Source organism: Mycobacterium hippophais, assembly GCF_027529605.1.
In the GTDB taxonomy this organism is placed as follows: domain Bacteria; phylum Actinomycetota; class Actinomycetes; order Mycobacteriales; family Mycobacteriaceae; genus Mycobacterium; species Mycobacterium arseniciresistens.
The window spans coordinates 563,697-578,011 of the sequence record NZ_JAPZPY010000002.1; the positions used below are offsets into that span (position 1 = coordinate 563,697).

Below are 14,315 nucleotides of genomic sequence, written 5' to 3' on the forward strand. Positions count from 1 at the left end.
CGCAGGGTGGGGGGTGCGCCGACTGCCGAGTAACGAGTGCGGGCGGTGGGACTCGAACCCACAAACTCTTTCGAGCACCGGCACCTAAAGCCGGCATGTTTGCCAGTTTCATCACGCCCGCGACGCGTCAATCGTAGTCGGACGGCGGGTCGGCTCGGCGACGGCCGCGCGGTACCGTTGGACCATGTCCACTACACGGCGTAGGAGACCGGCGCTCATCGCGCTGGTGACCCTCGGCGCCGCCGGCTGCCTCGCCCTGGCGTGGTGGCAGTGGACCCGCTACGAGTCGGCGTCCGGTTCGTTCCAGAACCTCGGCTACGCGCTGCAGTGGCCGATGTTCGCCGGCTTCTGCTTCTACGCGTACTACAAGTTCGTCCGCTACGAAGACGCCCCACCCGAACCGACTCGCGGCGACGACGTCACGGAGATCCCCGCCGGCCTGCTTCCCGAACGGCCTGCGGCGGCCAACGCACCCGACGACGACGATCCGACCCTGCGCGAGTACAACGCCTATCTGGCCGAACTCGCCCAGAACGACAACGAAGGCAGGACCAAGCCATGACCGCGCCCGAGACACCGCAGGCCCCCACGCCCGTCGGCGTGAGCACCGAGACGATCCGCAAGGCGCTGCTCGGCTACCGCGTGCTGGCCTGGACCACCGGTATCTGGCTGATCGCGCTCTGCTACGAGATGGTGATGAAGTACGCCTTCGACAACGACTCGCTGGGCTGGATCGCCGTCGTGCACGGCTGGGTCTACTTCGTGTACCTGCTGTTCGCCGCCAACCTCGCGGTCAAGGTGCGCTGGCCGATCGGCAAGACCATCGGCGTGCTGCTGGCGGGCACCATCCCCCTGCTCGGCATCGTCGTCGAGCACTTCCAGACCCGCGACATCAAGGCGCGGTTCGGGCTGTAGCCCCGGCGGGCACCGTCTCGCCGTCGTCGGCGGGGTCTGCCTTGCGGGCCGGGATCAGCAGCGCCATCACTGTCGCCAGCGCCGCCGCGCCCGCGGCCACCACCAGCGCGATCCGCAGCGCGTTCAGCGTCGGGAAGACCGCACCGCCGACCGTCACCGTCAGCCCGGCGAGGATCGCGCCGATCACGGCGCTCGAGATCGACGTGCCGAGTGCGCGGGCCAACGCGTTGATGCCGTTGGCCGCCGCGGTCTCCGACATCGGCACCGCGGCGTTGATCAGCGCGGGCAGGCTCGCGAACGCCAACCCGACCCCGACGCTGACCAGCACGTTGAACACCATGACCTGCCAGGGACTCTGGATCAGCGCGAGCCCGGACAGGTACGACGCCGACACCACCGCTCCGCCGATCACCAGGGTGAACCTGGGGCCGCGTACCGCCGCGATCCGTGCGGCGACGGGCGCCGACACCATCATCGCAAGGCCGCCGGGCGCCAGCCACAACCCGGTGTGCAGCATGCTCTGGCCGAGGCCGTATCCGGTCGACGCGGGCAACTCGAGCACCTGCGGCCCGATCAGTGACATGGCGAACAGCGCGAACCCCACCGCGATCGACGCCAGGTTGGTGGTCAGCACCGGCCTGCGCACCGTGGTCCGCAGATCCACCAGCGGCATCGGGGTGCGCAACTGCCACCAGCCGAACACCGTGAGCACCACCGCCGACCCGGCGAACATGCCCAGCGTCGTCACGCTCGTCCAGCCCCAGCCGCCGCCCTTGGAGATGGCGAGCAGCAGCAGCACCAGGCCGGCCGCCAATCCCACGGCGCCCGGTCCGTCGAACCGGTCGGCCGACGCCGACGGGATGCGCGGCACCAGCGCCGCGAACAGCAGTCCGGACACGATGCCCAGCGCGGCGGCGAACCAGAACAGCGCGTGCCAGTCGAAGCTGTCGGCGATGACGGCCGATAGCGGCAGCCCCAGTGCGCCACCGACGCCCAGCGAGGCGCTCATCAGTCCCATGGCGGTGCCGACGCGGTGCGCGGGCACCGACGCCCGCAGCACGCTGATGCCCAGCGGGATGATGGGCATGCCGAAGCCCTGCAGGGCGCGGCCCACCACCATCAGCAGCAGCGAACTGCTCAGGGCGGCGATCAGCGAGCCGATGGTCAGCAGCACCGTGCAGATGATGAGAATCGGCTTGGGCCCGTGCATGTCACCGAGCCGGCCGAACACCGGTGTCGCGACCGCGGCCGTCAGCAGGGTGGCGGTGATCGCCCACGACGCGTTCGACGCGCTGGTGTTCAGCAGCGTCGGCAACTCGGGGATCAGCGGGATGACGAGCGTCTGCATCAGCGACACGCTGATGCCCGCGGCCGCCAGCACCGCGACGATGATCCCGGGATGACGACGCACGCCGGGGATGCTACCCCTTAGGTCGTCTATGCAAACCCTGACGGTGTCCGTCTCACTGCGACGGCGCGAGCTCCCCGAGCGCCTTCTCGGCCCCGCGGTTCAGCGGCACCGGACCGGTGTCACGCGCCGTCTCGACCTTGATGCCCTTCGCGGCGCCCACCGCCTGCTCCAGCTGCGACTTGCGGTCGAACAGCGTCTTGGTCAGCACGCACGCGAGGTTGGCGTCGATGTCGTCGCGCACCAGCAGCAGGTTCGGCACCACGATGGTCTTCGCGTCGGCAGCGGCGCCGTAGGTCGCCGCGGGAATGACGCCCTCCTCGTACACCGGGCTGATCTCCTGCATCTTGGCCAGCTGCGGGGTGATGTCGAGGAACGTCACGGCATCGCGCCGCGTGGTGAACAGGTCGGTGATACCCGGCGTCGGCAGACCGCCCGACCAGAACATCGCGTCGATCGAACCGTCCTTCATGCCGTCGACGGTCTTCGTCAGGTCGAGGCGCTGCGCGGCGACGTCACTCTGCGGGTTGAGTCCGGCCGACTCGATCAGCCGGTTGGCGATCACCTCGGTGCCCGAACCGGGCGAGCCCGTCGAGACGCGCTTGCCGCGCATGTCGGCGATCGACCTGATGCCCGCGTCGGACCGGACGACCACCTGGGTGTAGTTCGGGTAGAGACGCGAGATCGCCTGGATGGGTTGCTTCTCGCCGTCGAAGCCGCCCTTGCCCTCGACGGCGTCCGATGCGGTGTCGGCCAGTGAGAACGCCACCTGGTACGCCCCGCCGACGAGCTGCTGGATGTTCTGCACCGAGGCGCCGGTCTCGGCGGCGGTGGCCTTGACCTTCCCGTCGGTCGCCGATGAGATCTGTTCTGCGTAGGCGTTTCCCAGCGAGAAGTACACGCCGGTGGCATTGCCGGTCGCGATCGCGATCCGGGTGTCACCGGACACCTCGCAGGTCACCTCGCCGCCGGTGTCGGCGGCCGGTTTGTCCTGGCGGCCACCGCATCCGGTGATCGCCGCACCGACCATGAGCAGTCCCGCGCCCACCGCGATCGCACGTCTCATTCTCGTCTCCTCTTGTCGATGATGGCCAGCGCGACCGCCACGAGCAGGCACGCCAGTCCCGCCACGATGGTGACGGGATCGAGGAACAACAACAGCAGGGCCGACAAAACAGCGAACACCCGGGACACGCGGTTGGCCTCCCCCACGCCGAACACCCACCCGCCGACGGCGATCGACAGCGCCGCGATTCCCACGCACGCCGCCGCGGTCACCCACAGCACACCGATGACCGAACCGCGGCCCAGCAGATGCTCGCCCGGTTCGGTCACCACGAAGGCGATCGGCACCAGGAACGCAGGCAGGCCGTAGCGCAGCGTGTGCCACATCGTCGGGATGGCCCGCCCACCCGTCACCGCCGACGCACCCACCGCCGCAAGGGCTGTCGGCGGGGTGATCTCCGAGAGCACCGAGTAGTAGAAGACGAACATCGCCGCCGCGGGCGCGGGCACGTCGAGCTCGAGCAGAGCGGGCCCGATGATCACCCAGCCGATCACGAACGACGCCGTCACCGGGATCGCCAGGCCGAGCACGGCCAGCGCGACCGCGGCGAAGACCGCCGTCAACGCGAGCATCAGGGTGCGGTTGTCGGTGATCGCGTCGACACCGCGCACCAGCACCGACGAGAACTGGGCACCGAGGCCGGTCTTGGTCGTCATCGCGGTGATGACCCCGGCCGCCGCGCAGACCGCGACGACGGGCAGCACACCGCGCACGCCGGACGCCAGCGCGTCGAACGTCCGGTGCGGCGTCAGACGGTGCCTGCGGTCGAGGAACGACAGCGCGAACGCCAGCACCGTGGCGTACACCACGGCCCGGGTGGCGCTCACCCCGAACGCCAGCAGCACGACGATCGCGATCAGCGACGAGAAGTGATAGCCGAAGCGCAGCAGCAATTTCCACGCCGACTGCGCTTCGAACTCGGCGGGCCGCACGCCGAACCGGCGGGCGTCCATCTCCACGGCCAGCAGGATGCCGAGGTAGTACAGCAGCGTCGGGATGGTGGCCCAGCCCAGCACCGTGAGGTAGGAGACCTCGAGGTACTCGGCGACGATGAACGCCGCCGCACCGAGCGTCGGCGGCGACAGCAGCGCTCCGACGCCGGCCGCCGCGAGCACGCCGCCGGCCCGCTCCGGGGTGTAACCGGCCTGCTTCATGATCGGCCAGGTGACGGCGCCGGTGCTGACGGCGGTCGCGGTGCCCGATCCGGAGACCGTGCCGAGCAGGAAGCCCGACGCCACAGTGGTGCGGCCCGCCGCGCTGCGCGAGCGACGGAAGGCGGCCACCGACAGGTCGACGAAGAACCGGGCCGCACCGGACCGCTCGAGCACCGCACCGTAGATGGTGAACAGCACGATGTAGGTGGCCGCCACGTCCAGCGGGGTGCCGAAGAATCCGCTGCCCGAGTTGTACAGCGCGTCGATGATCTGGTCGAAATCCAGTCCGGCGTGCGCGATGTCCCAGCCCTGCGGCAGCAGTCCGCCGTAGTACCCGTAGGCGAGGAACACCGCACACACGATCGGCAATGCCCACCCCGTGGTGCGGCGGCAGGCCTCGAGGATGAGCACCAGGAGCAGCGCGCCCATCACCACATCGGTGGGTTCCAGCAGACCCTGCCGGTCCAGGAACGCGTTGTACCCGCCGCCGCCCGAGCCCAGCGCCATCGGCAGCACCGGGTACAGGCACACGAGCAGGGTGACGAATGCCAGCACCCAGTCGAGGACACCGGGCCGGTCCTCGGGGTCGATGCGGGGCAGTCCGGACCGGTAGACCAGATACACCAGCGGCAGGGTGCCTGCCAGGAAGATGATCAGGTAGTACTGGCTGCCCTGCGGCAGCGGCCGGAACACCTGCCAGATCGTCAGGATCGCCACCGCGAACGCGATCACCGCGACGGCGCGGTCCACCCACCCGCTGAGCTGACGACCCGGGCGCTCCTGGTCGTCGGTCTGCGGGATGTCGGTGAGAGCCGCCGACGGCGGTGGGGTCGACGGCGCCGTGGCAACCGACGTCGAGGGGCCGGGCTCTTGCGGCGTTGACCTCTCCATCGAGAGAGACGTTATGCCGCAACGCCTGCGTTCGTGGCTGATTGCGGTGAGTCGGCGCGATTGCCCGGCGGTCAGGCCCCGGTGAGCGCCCGCAGCGCCGGGATCAGCTGCGCCAGAGCGCGGCCGCGGTGTGACGCCGCGTCCTTCTCGGCGGGGCTGAGTTCGGCTGCGGTGCGGTCGTTTCCGTCCGGCAGGAACACCGGATCGTAGCCAAATCCGCCATCACCGCGCGGCGCCCCGACGATGCTCCCCCGCCACTCACCGCGTGCGACGGTGGTGTGCTCCGGGCCGGGTCCGGTGACCAGCGCGCACGCCGACACGAACGCCGCACCGCGCCGCTCGTCGGGCACGTCGCGCATCTGGGCCAGCAGCAGCGCGGTGTTCTGGGCGTCCTCGCCATGGGTGCCGCACCAGCGCGCCGACAACACCCCCGGCATGCCGTTCAGCGCGTCCACCGCCAGGCCGGAATCGTCGGCGACCGCGGGCAGTCCGCTGGCCCGCCATGCGTCGCGCGCCTTGGCGACGGCGTTCTCCTCGAACGTGGCGCCGGTCTCGGGCGCCTCCTCGAAGGGCGCCACGTCGTCGAGCGAGCGCAGCTCCAGACCCGACACCCCGGCAGTGTCGAGGACGCGGCGCAGTTCGGCCAGCTTCTTGCGGTTGCGCGTTGCGACCAGGACGTCGACCACGACCGTCAGCTGCCGAACGCCTTCTTCGGCGGCGACGACGGCTCCGGCAGCACGCCCGGGTAGGGCAGCTCGAGCGCCTCGCGCTGCACGACGAACAACTGGTCGCAGGCGGCGAGCGCGACGTCGAGCAGCTTGTCCAGTGTCGAGCGCGGGAAGGTCGCGCCCTCCCCCGTGCCCTGCACCTCGACCAGCGTGCCGGTGTCGGTGGCGACCACGTTCATGTCCACCTCGGCGCGCGAGTCCTCGGTGTAGGGCAAATCGACGCGCACCCGGCCGTCGACGACGCCGACACTGACCGCGGCGATCGCGCAGGACAGCGGGCGCGGGTCGGAGAGCTTGTCGGCGGCCGCGAGGTAGGTCACCGCGTCGGCGAGGGCGACGTAGGCGCCGGTGATCGCCGCCGTGCGGGTGCCGCCGTCGGCCTGCAGCACATCGCAGTCGATGGCAATGGTGTTCTCGCCGAGGGCATTGAGGTCGATGCAGGCCCGCAGCGAGCGGCCGATGAGCCTGCTGATCTCCTGCGTGCGTCCGCCCACCCGGCCCTTGACCGACTCGCGGTCCGAGCGGTCATGCGTGGCGGCGGGCAGCATCGCATACTCGGCGGTCAGCCAGCCCTGGCCGGAGCCCTTGCGCCACCGCGGAACGCCCTCGGTGACGCTGGCGGTGCACATGACCCGGGTCTGGCCGAACTCCACCAGCACCGAGCCGGCCGGATGGGTGGTGAAACCGCGGGTGATCACGACGGGCCGCAGTTCGTCGTCGAGGCGGCCGTCTTCTCGTCTGGACACGCGCCAACCCTAACCGGTGGGCCGGGTGATTCAGCGGCGCGGGACGTCGAACGTCTCGCCGCAGACCACGGCGTGCACCGGGCCGTCGAACTCGGCCTTGGCTTCGCTGATCACGTCCTCGCGGGAGGTCCACGGCGGGATGTGGGTGAGCAGCAGTTCCGATACCCCGGCCGCGGCCGCCATCTGGCCGGCCTCGGTTCCGGACAGGTGCAGTTTCGGCGGCCGATCCGGCGAATGCGTCCAGGACGCCTCGCACAGGAACACGTCGGCGCCGCGGGCCAGCTCCACCAGCGCATCGCAGACGCCGGTGTCCCCGCTGTAGACGAACGAGGCGCCGGACGGATCGGTGAACCGCATGCCGTAGGACTCCGTCGGGTGGCACACCAGCCGGGGCAGCACGTTCAGCGACCCGATGTTCACGGCCTCGCCGTCGACCCACGGCCGGACGTCGAAGATGTCGGAGAAGTCGTCGATCTCGCCGCCCTCGGGAGACGACGCGGCGCCGAGCCGGGCCCACGTGTTGGCCGGGCCGTACATCACGCCGCGGGCGGGCGCGGGTGTAGGTCCGTAGCGGCGCCACACGAACAGCCCCGGCAGGTCGAGACAGTGGTCGGCGTGCAGGTGCGACAGCAACACCTGGACGTCGTTGGGATCGGCGTAGCGCTGCAGCGCGCCGAGCACGCCGCCGCCGAAGTCGATCACCAGTGGCGGGGTGTCGGGCGCGGTGAGCAGATATCCGGACGCCGGCGAATCAGGCCCGGTAACGCTACCGGAGCAACCGAGCACGGTGATTCGCACGCCCACTAGCTTGCCATGCCCGGTACGCCGAGGACGAAAACATCACCGCTTTCGATCCGGCCGAAAGGCATACGTCACATCCTCGCGTCGGCGTGACGGCGAACCGGCCGCACACCGTCCAGACCGGGACCCAGGAAACGGGCCGCAAGCGTGGTGAACGCGTCGGGATCTCCGGTCGCCTCGAAGCTGCGCACCGGCGGTTCGGCGACGGGGTCCTCGGGGTGCGGGCGCAGCAGATCGCGCTCGGTGAGCACGCGCAGCAGATCCTTGGCGGTCTCCTCGGCGCTGGACACCAGGGTCACCTCGTCGCCCATCGCCAGCTGGATGAGCCCCGACAGCATCGGATAGTGCGTGCAGCCCAGCACCAGGGTGTCCACCCCGGCGCGCTGCAGCGGTTCGAGGTAGCCCTCGGCCAGTCCGAGCACCTGTCGCCCGCTGGTCACTCCCCGCTCGACGAAGTCGACGAACCGGGGGCACGCGACGGCGGTGACGACGGTGTCGCGGGCGGCGGCGAACGCGTCCTGGTAGGCGCCCGATGCGACGGTCGCCGCGGTGCCGATCACCCCGATGCGGCCGTTGCGGGTGGTGGCCGCCGCGCGCCGCACCGCGGGCCGGATCACCTCGACGACGGGCACCGGTGCGTAGCGTTCGCGGGCGTCGGCCAGGCATGCCGACGAGGCGGTGTTGCAGGCGATCACCAGGGCCTTGACGCCGCGGGCGACGAGGTCGTCGCCGATGGCGAGCGCATGGGCCCGGATCTCGGGGACGGTCAGCGGGCCGTAGGGACCGTTGCCGGTGTCGCCGACGTACACGATGTTCTCGTCGGGCAACTGGTCGATGATCGCCCGCGCGACGGTGAGGCCGCCGACGCCGGAGTCGAAGATGCCGACGGGAGCGCTGACATCCGTCACGACGTCAGGTACGGGTTCGCCGGGGTCTTGCGGCGCTCACGCGCGGCGCGTTCCGGCTTGGACAGCAGATAGGCCGCGACGACGCCTGCCACGGCGCCGCACAGATGGCCCTGCCAAGAGACTCCCGGGGTGCCGGGCAGCACACCCAGCAGCACGCCGCCGTAGACGAACAGCACGATGACGCCGACCACGATCTCCCACACCTTGCGGGTGAAGAAACCGAACACGATCAGGAACGCCAGCCAGCCGAAGATCAGGCCCGACGCGCCGATGTGATTGGTCTCGCAGCGCACGCCGACGTACGGGCAGTGTGCGCCGATGTTGCCGATCAGCCAGGTGCCGAGACCGCCGAGGATCCACACGATCGCAGTGGCGTAGATGAACCGCGAGAGCCCGGCGAGCGTCATCAGGAAACCGAGCACGAGGGCAGGCACGGTGTTGGCGATCAGGTGGTCCCAGTTGGAGTGCAGCATCGGGGCGAACACGATGCCCCAGAGCCCGTCGGACTCCAGTGGCCGGATCCCGTTGTCGTCCAGGCGGTGCCCGGTGATGTTGTCCCAGATCTCGATGACGTAGAGCAGCGCCACGAAGCTGAGCACGGTGAGGCCGCCGACGAGCCATGCCGGCCGCTTCTTCGGCTTCGGCGGTTGCCCGGCGGCGTATCCACTGCCACCGCCGTACCCGCTCATGCCCATAGCTGCCCTTCCAGCGCGTCCTCGGCGTCATCAAGGCTACCGGCGTATGCGCCGGTCGACAGGTACTTCCACCCGGCGTCGCACACCGTGAACACGATGTCGGCGCGCTTGCCGGCCTTGACCGCCTTGGCGGCCATGCCGAGTGCCGCGTGCAGGATCGCCCCGGTGGAGATGCCGGCGAAGATGCCCTCGACCTGCACGAGCTCGCGGGTGCGCCGGAGCGCGTCGAACGAGCCCACGGAGTACCGGCTGGTGAGCACGTCGGGGTCGTAGAGCTCGGGGATGAAGCCCTCGTCGATGTTGCGCAAGGCGTACACGCCCTCGCCGTAGCGGGGTTCGGCGGCCACGATGGCGACATCGGGCACCTGCTCGCGCAGATAGCGACCGGCGCCCATCAGGGTGCCGGTGGTCCCCAACCCCGCGACGAAGTGGGTGATCTCGGGCAGGTCGGCGAGGATCTCGGGGCCGGTGCCCTCGTAGTGCGCGGCCGAGTTCGCCGGGTTGCCGTACTGGTAGAGCATCACCCATTCCGGGTTCTGCGCGGCCAGCTCCTTGGCGTGCGCGACTGCGGTGTTCGAGCCGCCCTCGGCCGGGGAGTCGATGATCCGGGCGCCGTACAGCTCGAGCAGCTGCCTGCGCTCGATCGAGGTGTTCTCCGGCATCACGCAGATCATCCGGTAGCCCTTGAGCAGCGCAGCCATCGCCAGCGAGATGCCGGTGTTGCCGCTGGTGGGTTCCAGGATGGTGGCGCCAGGGGCGAGCAGGCCGTCGCGTTCGGCCTGCTCGATCATCCGCAGGGCGGGGCGGTCCTTGATCGAGCCGGTGGGGTTGCGGTCCTCGAGCTTGGCCCACAGCCGCACGTGCGGGGCCTCGCCCTCGTCGTGCCACCGCGGGGAGAGCCGCTGCAGACCGACCAGGGGCGTGTTGCCGAGCGCCTCCAGCGGCGAGTCGTATCTCACCCGCCGGCCACCGCGGGGAGGATGGTGACCGAGTCGCCGTCGGAGACGGCGGTGTCGAGCCCGCCGGAGAACCGCACGTCCTCATCGTTGACGTAGACGTTGACGAAGCGGTGCAGCTTGCCCGGCTTGTCGGGGTCGATGAGCCGGTCGGAGATGCCCGAGTAATTCGCCTCGAGGTCGCTGATCACCGCGGCCAGTGTGGCGCCGGACGCGGTGACGCGCTTCTCGCCGCCGGTGTGCGTGCGCAGGATGGTGGGAATCGAGACGGTGACGCTCATGGTGGTCCTCTTTCGGAGCTGGTGGGCGGGGCTGGTGTCAGTAGGCGGTGTCAGTAAGCCGAGACGACGGTGACGGGTTCCTCGGTGACGACGCCGTCCACGATGCGGTAGCTGCGCAACTCGTGGTCGTCGGGGTCGCGGGTGGACACCAGGACGTAGTGGGCATCAGGTTCGGACGCATACGAGATGTCGGTGCGGCTCGGGTAGGCCTCGGTGGCGGTGTGCGAGTGGTAGATGACGACGGGCACCTCGTCGGCATCGTCCATCGCCCGCCACACCCGCAGCTGCTCCTGGGAGTCGAACCGGTAGAAGGTCGGCGACCGTTCGGCGTTGAGCATCGCCACAAACCGTTCCGGACGGTCCGAGCCCTCGGGGCCCGCGATGATGCCGCACGCCTCGTCGGGATGGTCGGCACGCGCGTGCGCGACCATGGCGTCGACCAGGTCGGCGCGAATCGTCAGCACGGGTACCTCCTCGTCGCACGCCTGCTCATCCGAACGCTCCGGGCAACAGGCTCCGGTATGTCGGTATTCCGGCCACCGGTTCGGCGGCCAGCACGCCGACCAGCACCGCCCGGGCCAGGCAGTCGGCCGCGGCGGCCCCGACGCTGGTGATCAACGCCATCTCGGGCGTCATCGACGCCGGGGTGTCCGGCGGCGGGGCGACCTCGATCGCGCCGGTGGCCAATGCGAACACGGTATCGCCGTCGTGCGGGGTGTGGGACGGGCGCAGGGTGCGGGCCAGCCCGTCGTGGGCGGCGAGGGCGACGCGGCGGCAGCCGGCGGGGCTGAGCGCGGCGTCGGTGGCCACGACCGCGATGGTGGTGTTGAGCGGGCTGTGCTCGGCGTGCCGGTCGAGATACGCGGCGATCTCCTCGGCCGGCGGTCTGCGCAGCCCGAACTCTTCGGTCAGGTACGCCGTCCACGGCAGCCCGGTGGCGGTGTCGACGGCGTCGCCCGCTGCGTTGACCACGACGAGCGCGCCGACGGTGACCCCGGAGTCCAGCATCGTCGACGCGGTGCCGACGCCACCCTTGAGCACGCCCACGCGGGCGCCGACGCCGGCGCCGACGGTGCCGAGGGCCACCTCGGTGCCGGCTGCGGCCGCGGCGGTGTAGCCGAAGTCGGCGGTCGGCCTGCAGCCCCAGCCGCCGACCGGCAGGTCGAAGATGACCGCGCCCGGCACGATCGGCACCACGCCGCCGTCGAGTGCCACCCCGCGGCCCTGCTGCTCCAGCCAGGTCATCACGCCGTCGGCGGCGGCGAGGCCGAAGGCGCTGCCGCCGGTGAGCACCACCGCGTCGACGTGGCGGACCGAGTTCATCGGGTCCAGGAGGTCGGTCTCGCGGGTGCCGGGTGCGCCGCCTCTGCCGTCGACCGCGCCGACGGTGCCGGGCGGGGTGAGCACGACGGTGGTGCCGGTGGCCCAGCCGGAGCCCAGCGTGGCGTCGTCGTCGAGGCGGTGATGCTGCCCGACCAGGATCCCGCCGACGTCGGTGATGGAACCACTCATCTGGCCTTGCCCATCAGCGCCAGCACCAGGTACTCCTGCAGCACCGTGAGCCACTGGTACACGTCGAGGTGTCCAGCCATCGGATGGTCCGGCGGCAGCTCGTCGGGCCCGCCGTCGCCGATGTCGAGCATGGTGCCCAGCGCAAGCCGCACGTCGTTGACGGCGGCAACCCAGGACTCGGCGTCGTCCTCGGACAGCTCGAACTTGCCGCCACTGCCCGGTAGCGTGTCCAGCAGACGTTGTCCCGCTTGCCTTTTCGCATCGAGAATGGTCGGCTCGTGCAGGCTGCGCAGCGCACTGTTGAGACTCTCGGCCGTGCCGGACCCGGCCGGGTGGTCGTTGTGCGGCTTGAAGAAGTCGGGCAGCAGCCGCTTCATCGTCTCGTCCTGCGGCGGCTGGGAGTTGCCGGTGCGCATACCGGTGATCGCCTCGAGTTCGTCTGCCGGCGAGGAGGATTCACGTTCCTCGAGCATGCCCAACAGGGACGTCACCAGATTCTGCAGCAGCGCCGCCTCGTGTTCGGCGAGCGCCGACCGGAACCGCGGGCCGCCCGCACCGTCGATCCGTTTCCATTTGCGCACCGCGGATCAGCGGTCCTGCTGCATCGTGGCCCACAGGCCCGCGGCGTGGAGTTTGGACACGTCGACCTCCATCGACTCGCGGCTGCCTGCCGACACCACCGCCTTGCCCTCGTTGTGCACCTGCAGCATCAACTTGGTGGCGTGCGGCTCGCTGTAGCCGAACAGCTTCTGCAGGACGTAGGTCACGTAGGTCATCAGGTTGACCGGGTCGTCCCACACGATGGTCACCCACGGGGTGTCGGTGGCCGATGCGGTCGCGACATCGCGTTCCTCGCGGGTTCCCGGTCGGGCCTTCGCCGGCGTCACCATGCCCGCAAGGATACCGATGTGGTGGATCCGCTCCGCCGACCACTACCGTGGCAGCTGTGACGGCCGCGCTGCTGACCGACAAGTACGAGCTGACCATGCTGGCCGCCGCGCTGCGTGACGGCACCGCACACCGGCGCACCACGTTCGAGGTGTTTGCGCGGCGGCTGCCGGAGGGCCGTCGCTACGGGGTGGTCGCCGGCACCGCGCGCTTCGTGGAACTGCTGTCGCAGTTCACTTTCGACGCCGCAGCGCTGGAGTCGGTGTCGGGTTTCCTGGACGACGATACCCTGTCCTATCTGTCGTCGTACCGCTTCGGCGGCGACGTCGAGGGCTACGTCGAGGGCGAGCTGTACTTCCCCGGCTCCCCCGTCCTGTCGGTGCAGGGCACCTTCGCCGAGTGCGTGATCCTCGAGACGCTGGCGCTGTCGGTGTTCAACCACGACAGCGCCATCGCCTCGGCCGCCGCCCGGATGGTCAGCGCCGCCGAAGGCCGCCCGCTCATCGAGATGGGCTCGCGGCGCACCCATGAGCAGGCGGCCGTCGCCGCGGCCCGCGCCGCATACCTCGCCGGCTTCAGTGGCACGTCGAACCTCGAGGCGCAGCGCCGCTACGGCGTGCCCGCCCTCGGCACCAGCGCACACGCGTTCACCCTGCTGCACACCACCGCGGACGGGCCCGACGAGGCCGCCGCCTTCCGAGCCCAGGTCGAGGCGCTGGGGGTCGACACCACGCTGCTGGTCGACACCTACGACATCACCTCCGGGGTGGCCACCGCCGTCGAGGTGGCCGGCCCGGGGCTGGGCGCGGTGCGCATCGACTCCGGCGAGCTCGGTGTCCTGGTCCGCCAGGTCCGCGGGCAACTCGACGGCCTCGGCGCGACCGGCACGCAGATCGTGGTCTCCAGCGACCTCGACGAGTTCGCCATCGCCGCGCTGCGCGCCGAGCCGGTCGACAGCTACGGCGTCGGCACGTCGGTGGTGACCGGATCGGGCGCGCCGACGGCCGGAATGGTCTACAAGCTCGTCGAGGTCGACGGTCTGCCGGTGGCGAAACGCAGCAGCCACAAGGAGTCCCACGGCGGACACAAGCAGGGGCTGCGGCTCGCGAAGCCGTCGGGCACCATCGTCGAGGAGGTGGTGCACCCGGCGGGCCGGCCACCCGCCGACTCCGACGGCCTCGAGTCGAGCCCGCTGACCGTCTGCCTGGTGCGCGCCGGTGAACCGGTCGGCGACCCCGGGCTGGACGCGGCTCGCCGTCTGGTCGCCGCCGGCCTGGGCAGCCTGCCGTGGGACGGGCTGAAGCTCTCCAGAGGCGAGCCCGCGATCCCGACCCGCATGGCCTAGGAGGAGTCACGGGCGCCAACG

Annotated in this window: 17 protein-coding genes and 1 tRNA gene; 3 read left to right on the forward strand and 15 right to left on the reverse strand. The window is 70.5% G+C overall.

The features are described from left to right. Nucleotides 1–37: 37 nt before the first annotated feature. Nucleotides 38–121: transfer RNA gene (locus O6P37_RS08315), tRNA-Leu, on the reverse strand. Nucleotides 122–184: 63 nt separating this feature from the next. On the opposite strand from O6P37_RS08315, the gene O6P37_RS08320 reads away from it, so the two are divergent. Both O6P37_RS08320 and O6P37_RS08325 read left to right on the forward strand, forming a co-directional pair. Then, the gene (locus tag O6P37_RS08320; protein ID WP_269893596.1) at nucleotides 185–562 is read left to right on the forward strand and encodes a hypothetical protein; all 378 of its coding nucleotides are present in this window, start codon (nucleotides 185–187) and stop codon (nucleotides 560–562) included. Beyond that, on the forward strand, nucleotides 559–915 hold the full coding sequence (locus tag O6P37_RS08325) for a DUF3817 domain-containing protein (RefSeq protein WP_269893597.1): 357 nt from the start codon (nucleotides 559–561) through the stop codon (nucleotides 913–915). The genes O6P37_RS08320 and O6P37_RS08325 overlap by 4 nt, the downstream gene beginning before the upstream one ends. On the opposite strand, the gene O6P37_RS08330 is transcribed toward O6P37_RS08325, so the two are convergent. The 14 genes from O6P37_RS08330 to clpS all read right to left on the reverse strand — a co-directional run bounded on the left by O6P37_RS08330 (nucleotide 893) and on the right by clpS (nucleotide 12,951). Further along, entirely contained in the window at nucleotides 893–2,326 is a 1,434-nt protein-coding gene (locus O6P37_RS08330; protein WP_269893598.1) for an MFS transporter, read from the reverse strand. The two genes, O6P37_RS08325 and O6P37_RS08330, sit on opposite strands and share 23 nt — an antisense overlap. A 52-nt stretch (nucleotides 2,327–2,378) precedes the next feature. Beyond that, on the reverse strand, nucleotides 2,379–3,389 hold the full coding sequence (locus O6P37_RS08335) for a TAXI family TRAP transporter solute-binding subunit (RefSeq protein ID WP_269893599.1): 1,011 nt from the start codon (nucleotides 3,387–3,389) through the stop codon (nucleotides 2,379–2,381). Next, complete coding sequence (locus O6P37_RS08340) at nucleotides 3,386–5,434, reverse strand: TRAP transporter permease (RefSeq protein ID WP_269893600.1); 2,049 nt, start codon at nucleotides 5,432–5,434, stop codon at nucleotides 3,386–3,388. The genes O6P37_RS08335 and O6P37_RS08340 overlap by 4 nt, the downstream gene beginning before the upstream one ends. 71 nt (nucleotides 5,435–5,505) lie before the next feature. Continuing rightward, nucleotides 5,506–6,120 (reverse strand): RdgB/HAM1 family non-canonical purine NTP pyrophosphatase, encoded by a 615-nt coding sequence (gene rdgB, locus O6P37_RS08345; protein ID WP_269893601.1) that lies wholly within the window; start codon nucleotides 6,118–6,120, stop codon nucleotides 5,506–5,508. Between the two features lie 5 nt (nucleotides 6,121–6,125). Continuing rightward, on the reverse strand, nucleotides 6,126–6,908 hold the full coding sequence (gene rph, locus O6P37_RS08350; RefSeq protein WP_264013336.1) for a ribonuclease PH: 783 nt from the start codon (nucleotides 6,906–6,908) through the stop codon (nucleotides 6,126–6,128). A 30-nt stretch (nucleotides 6,909–6,938) separates the two neighbouring features. Further along, complete coding sequence (locus O6P37_RS08355) at nucleotides 6,939–7,712, reverse strand: cyclic nucleotide-degrading phosphodiesterase (RefSeq protein ID WP_264013337.1); 774 nt, start codon at nucleotides 7,710–7,712, stop codon at nucleotides 6,939–6,941. A 68-nt stretch (nucleotides 7,713–7,780) separates the two neighbouring features. After that, a complete protein-coding gene (murI, locus tag O6P37_RS08360; protein ID WP_269893602.1) occupies nucleotides 7,781–8,617 on the reverse strand; it encodes a glutamate racemase in 837 nt (278 codons plus the stop codon). After that, nucleotides 8,614–9,312 carry a rhomboid family intramembrane serine protease gene (locus O6P37_RS08365; protein ID WP_264013339.1) on the reverse strand — a complete coding sequence of 233 codons (699 nt, stop codon included), beginning with the start codon at nucleotides 9,310–9,312 and terminating at the stop codon, nucleotides 8,614–8,616. The genes murI and O6P37_RS08365 overlap by 4 nt, the downstream gene beginning before the upstream one ends. Beyond that, on the reverse strand, nucleotides 9,303–10,271 hold the full coding sequence (locus O6P37_RS08370; RefSeq protein ID WP_269893603.1) for a PLP-dependent cysteine synthase family protein: 969 nt from the start codon (nucleotides 10,269–10,271) through the stop codon (nucleotides 9,303–9,305). The genes O6P37_RS08365 and O6P37_RS08370 overlap by 10 nt, the downstream gene beginning before the upstream one ends. Next, a complete protein-coding gene (locus O6P37_RS08375) occupies nucleotides 10,268–10,549 on the reverse strand; it encodes a MoaD/ThiS family protein (RefSeq protein ID WP_269893604.1) in 282 nt (93 codons plus the stop codon). Before O6P37_RS08375 ends, O6P37_RS08370 begins: the two co-directional genes overlap by 4 nt. 50 nt (nucleotides 10,550–10,599) lie before the next feature. Next, a complete protein-coding gene (locus O6P37_RS08380; protein WP_269893605.1) occupies nucleotides 10,600–11,013 on the reverse strand; it encodes a M67 family metallopeptidase in 414 nt (137 codons plus the stop codon). 25 nt (nucleotides 11,014–11,038) lie between these two features. Further along, nucleotides 11,039–12,061 (reverse strand): P1 family peptidase, encoded by a 1,023-nt coding sequence (locus O6P37_RS08385; protein WP_269893606.1) that lies wholly within the window; start codon nucleotides 12,059–12,061, stop codon nucleotides 11,039–11,041. Beyond that, complete coding sequence (gene aosR / locus O6P37_RS08390; protein ID WP_269893607.1) at nucleotides 12,058–12,642, reverse strand: oxidative stress transcriptional regulator AosR; 585 nt, start codon at nucleotides 12,640–12,642, stop codon at nucleotides 12,058–12,060. Before aosR ends, O6P37_RS08385 begins: the two co-directional genes overlap by 4 nt. A gap of 6 nt (nucleotides 12,643–12,648) precedes the next feature. Beyond that, nucleotides 12,649–12,951, reverse strand: coding sequence for an ATP-dependent Clp protease adapter ClpS (gene clpS / locus O6P37_RS08395; RefSeq protein ID WP_264013345.1), 303 nt, complete (start codon nucleotides 12,949–12,951; stop codon nucleotides 12,649–12,651). A gap of 56 nt (nucleotides 12,952–13,007) precedes the next feature. Here clpS and O6P37_RS08400 point away from each other — a divergent pair, with 56 nt between their 5' ends. After that, the gene (locus tag O6P37_RS08400; protein ID WP_269893608.1) at nucleotides 13,008–14,294 is read left to right on the forward strand and encodes a nicotinate phosphoribosyltransferase; all 1,287 of its coding nucleotides are present in this window, start codon (nucleotides 13,008–13,010) and stop codon (nucleotides 14,292–14,294) included. Nucleotides 14,295–14,315: the final 21 nt, after the last annotated feature.

Coding starts and splice junctions, on each gene's coding strand:
- O6P37_RS08320 (WP_269893596.1), top strand. CDS start 185: ATGTCCACTACACGGCGTAGGAGACCGGCGCTCATCGCGCTGGTGACC.
- O6P37_RS08325 (WP_269893597.1), top strand. CDS start 559: ATGACCGCGCCCGAGACACCGCAGGCCCCCACGCCCGTCGGCGTGAGC.
- O6P37_RS08335 (WP_269893599.1), bottom strand. CDS start 3,389: ATGAGACGTGCGATCGCGGTGGGCGCGGGACTGCTCATGGTCGGTGCG.
- O6P37_RS08340 (WP_269893600.1), bottom strand. CDS start 5,434: ATGGAGAGGTCAACGCCGCAAGAGCCCGGCCCCTCGACGTCGGTTGCC.
- O6P37_RS08365 (WP_264013339.1), bottom strand. CDS start 9,312: ATGGGCATGAGCGGGTACGGCGGTGGCAGTGGATACGCCGCCGGGCAA.
- O6P37_RS08375 (WP_269893604.1), bottom strand. CDS start 10,549: ATGAGCGTCACCGTCTCGATTCCCACCATCCTGCGCACGCACACCGGC.
- O6P37_RS08385 (WP_269893606.1), bottom strand. CDS start 12,061: ATGAGTGGTTCCATCACCGACGTCGGCGGGATCCTGGTCGGGCAGCAT.
- clpS (WP_264013345.1), bottom strand. CDS start 12,951: ATGGTGACGCCGGCGAAGGCCCGACCGGGAACCCGCGAGGAACGCGAT.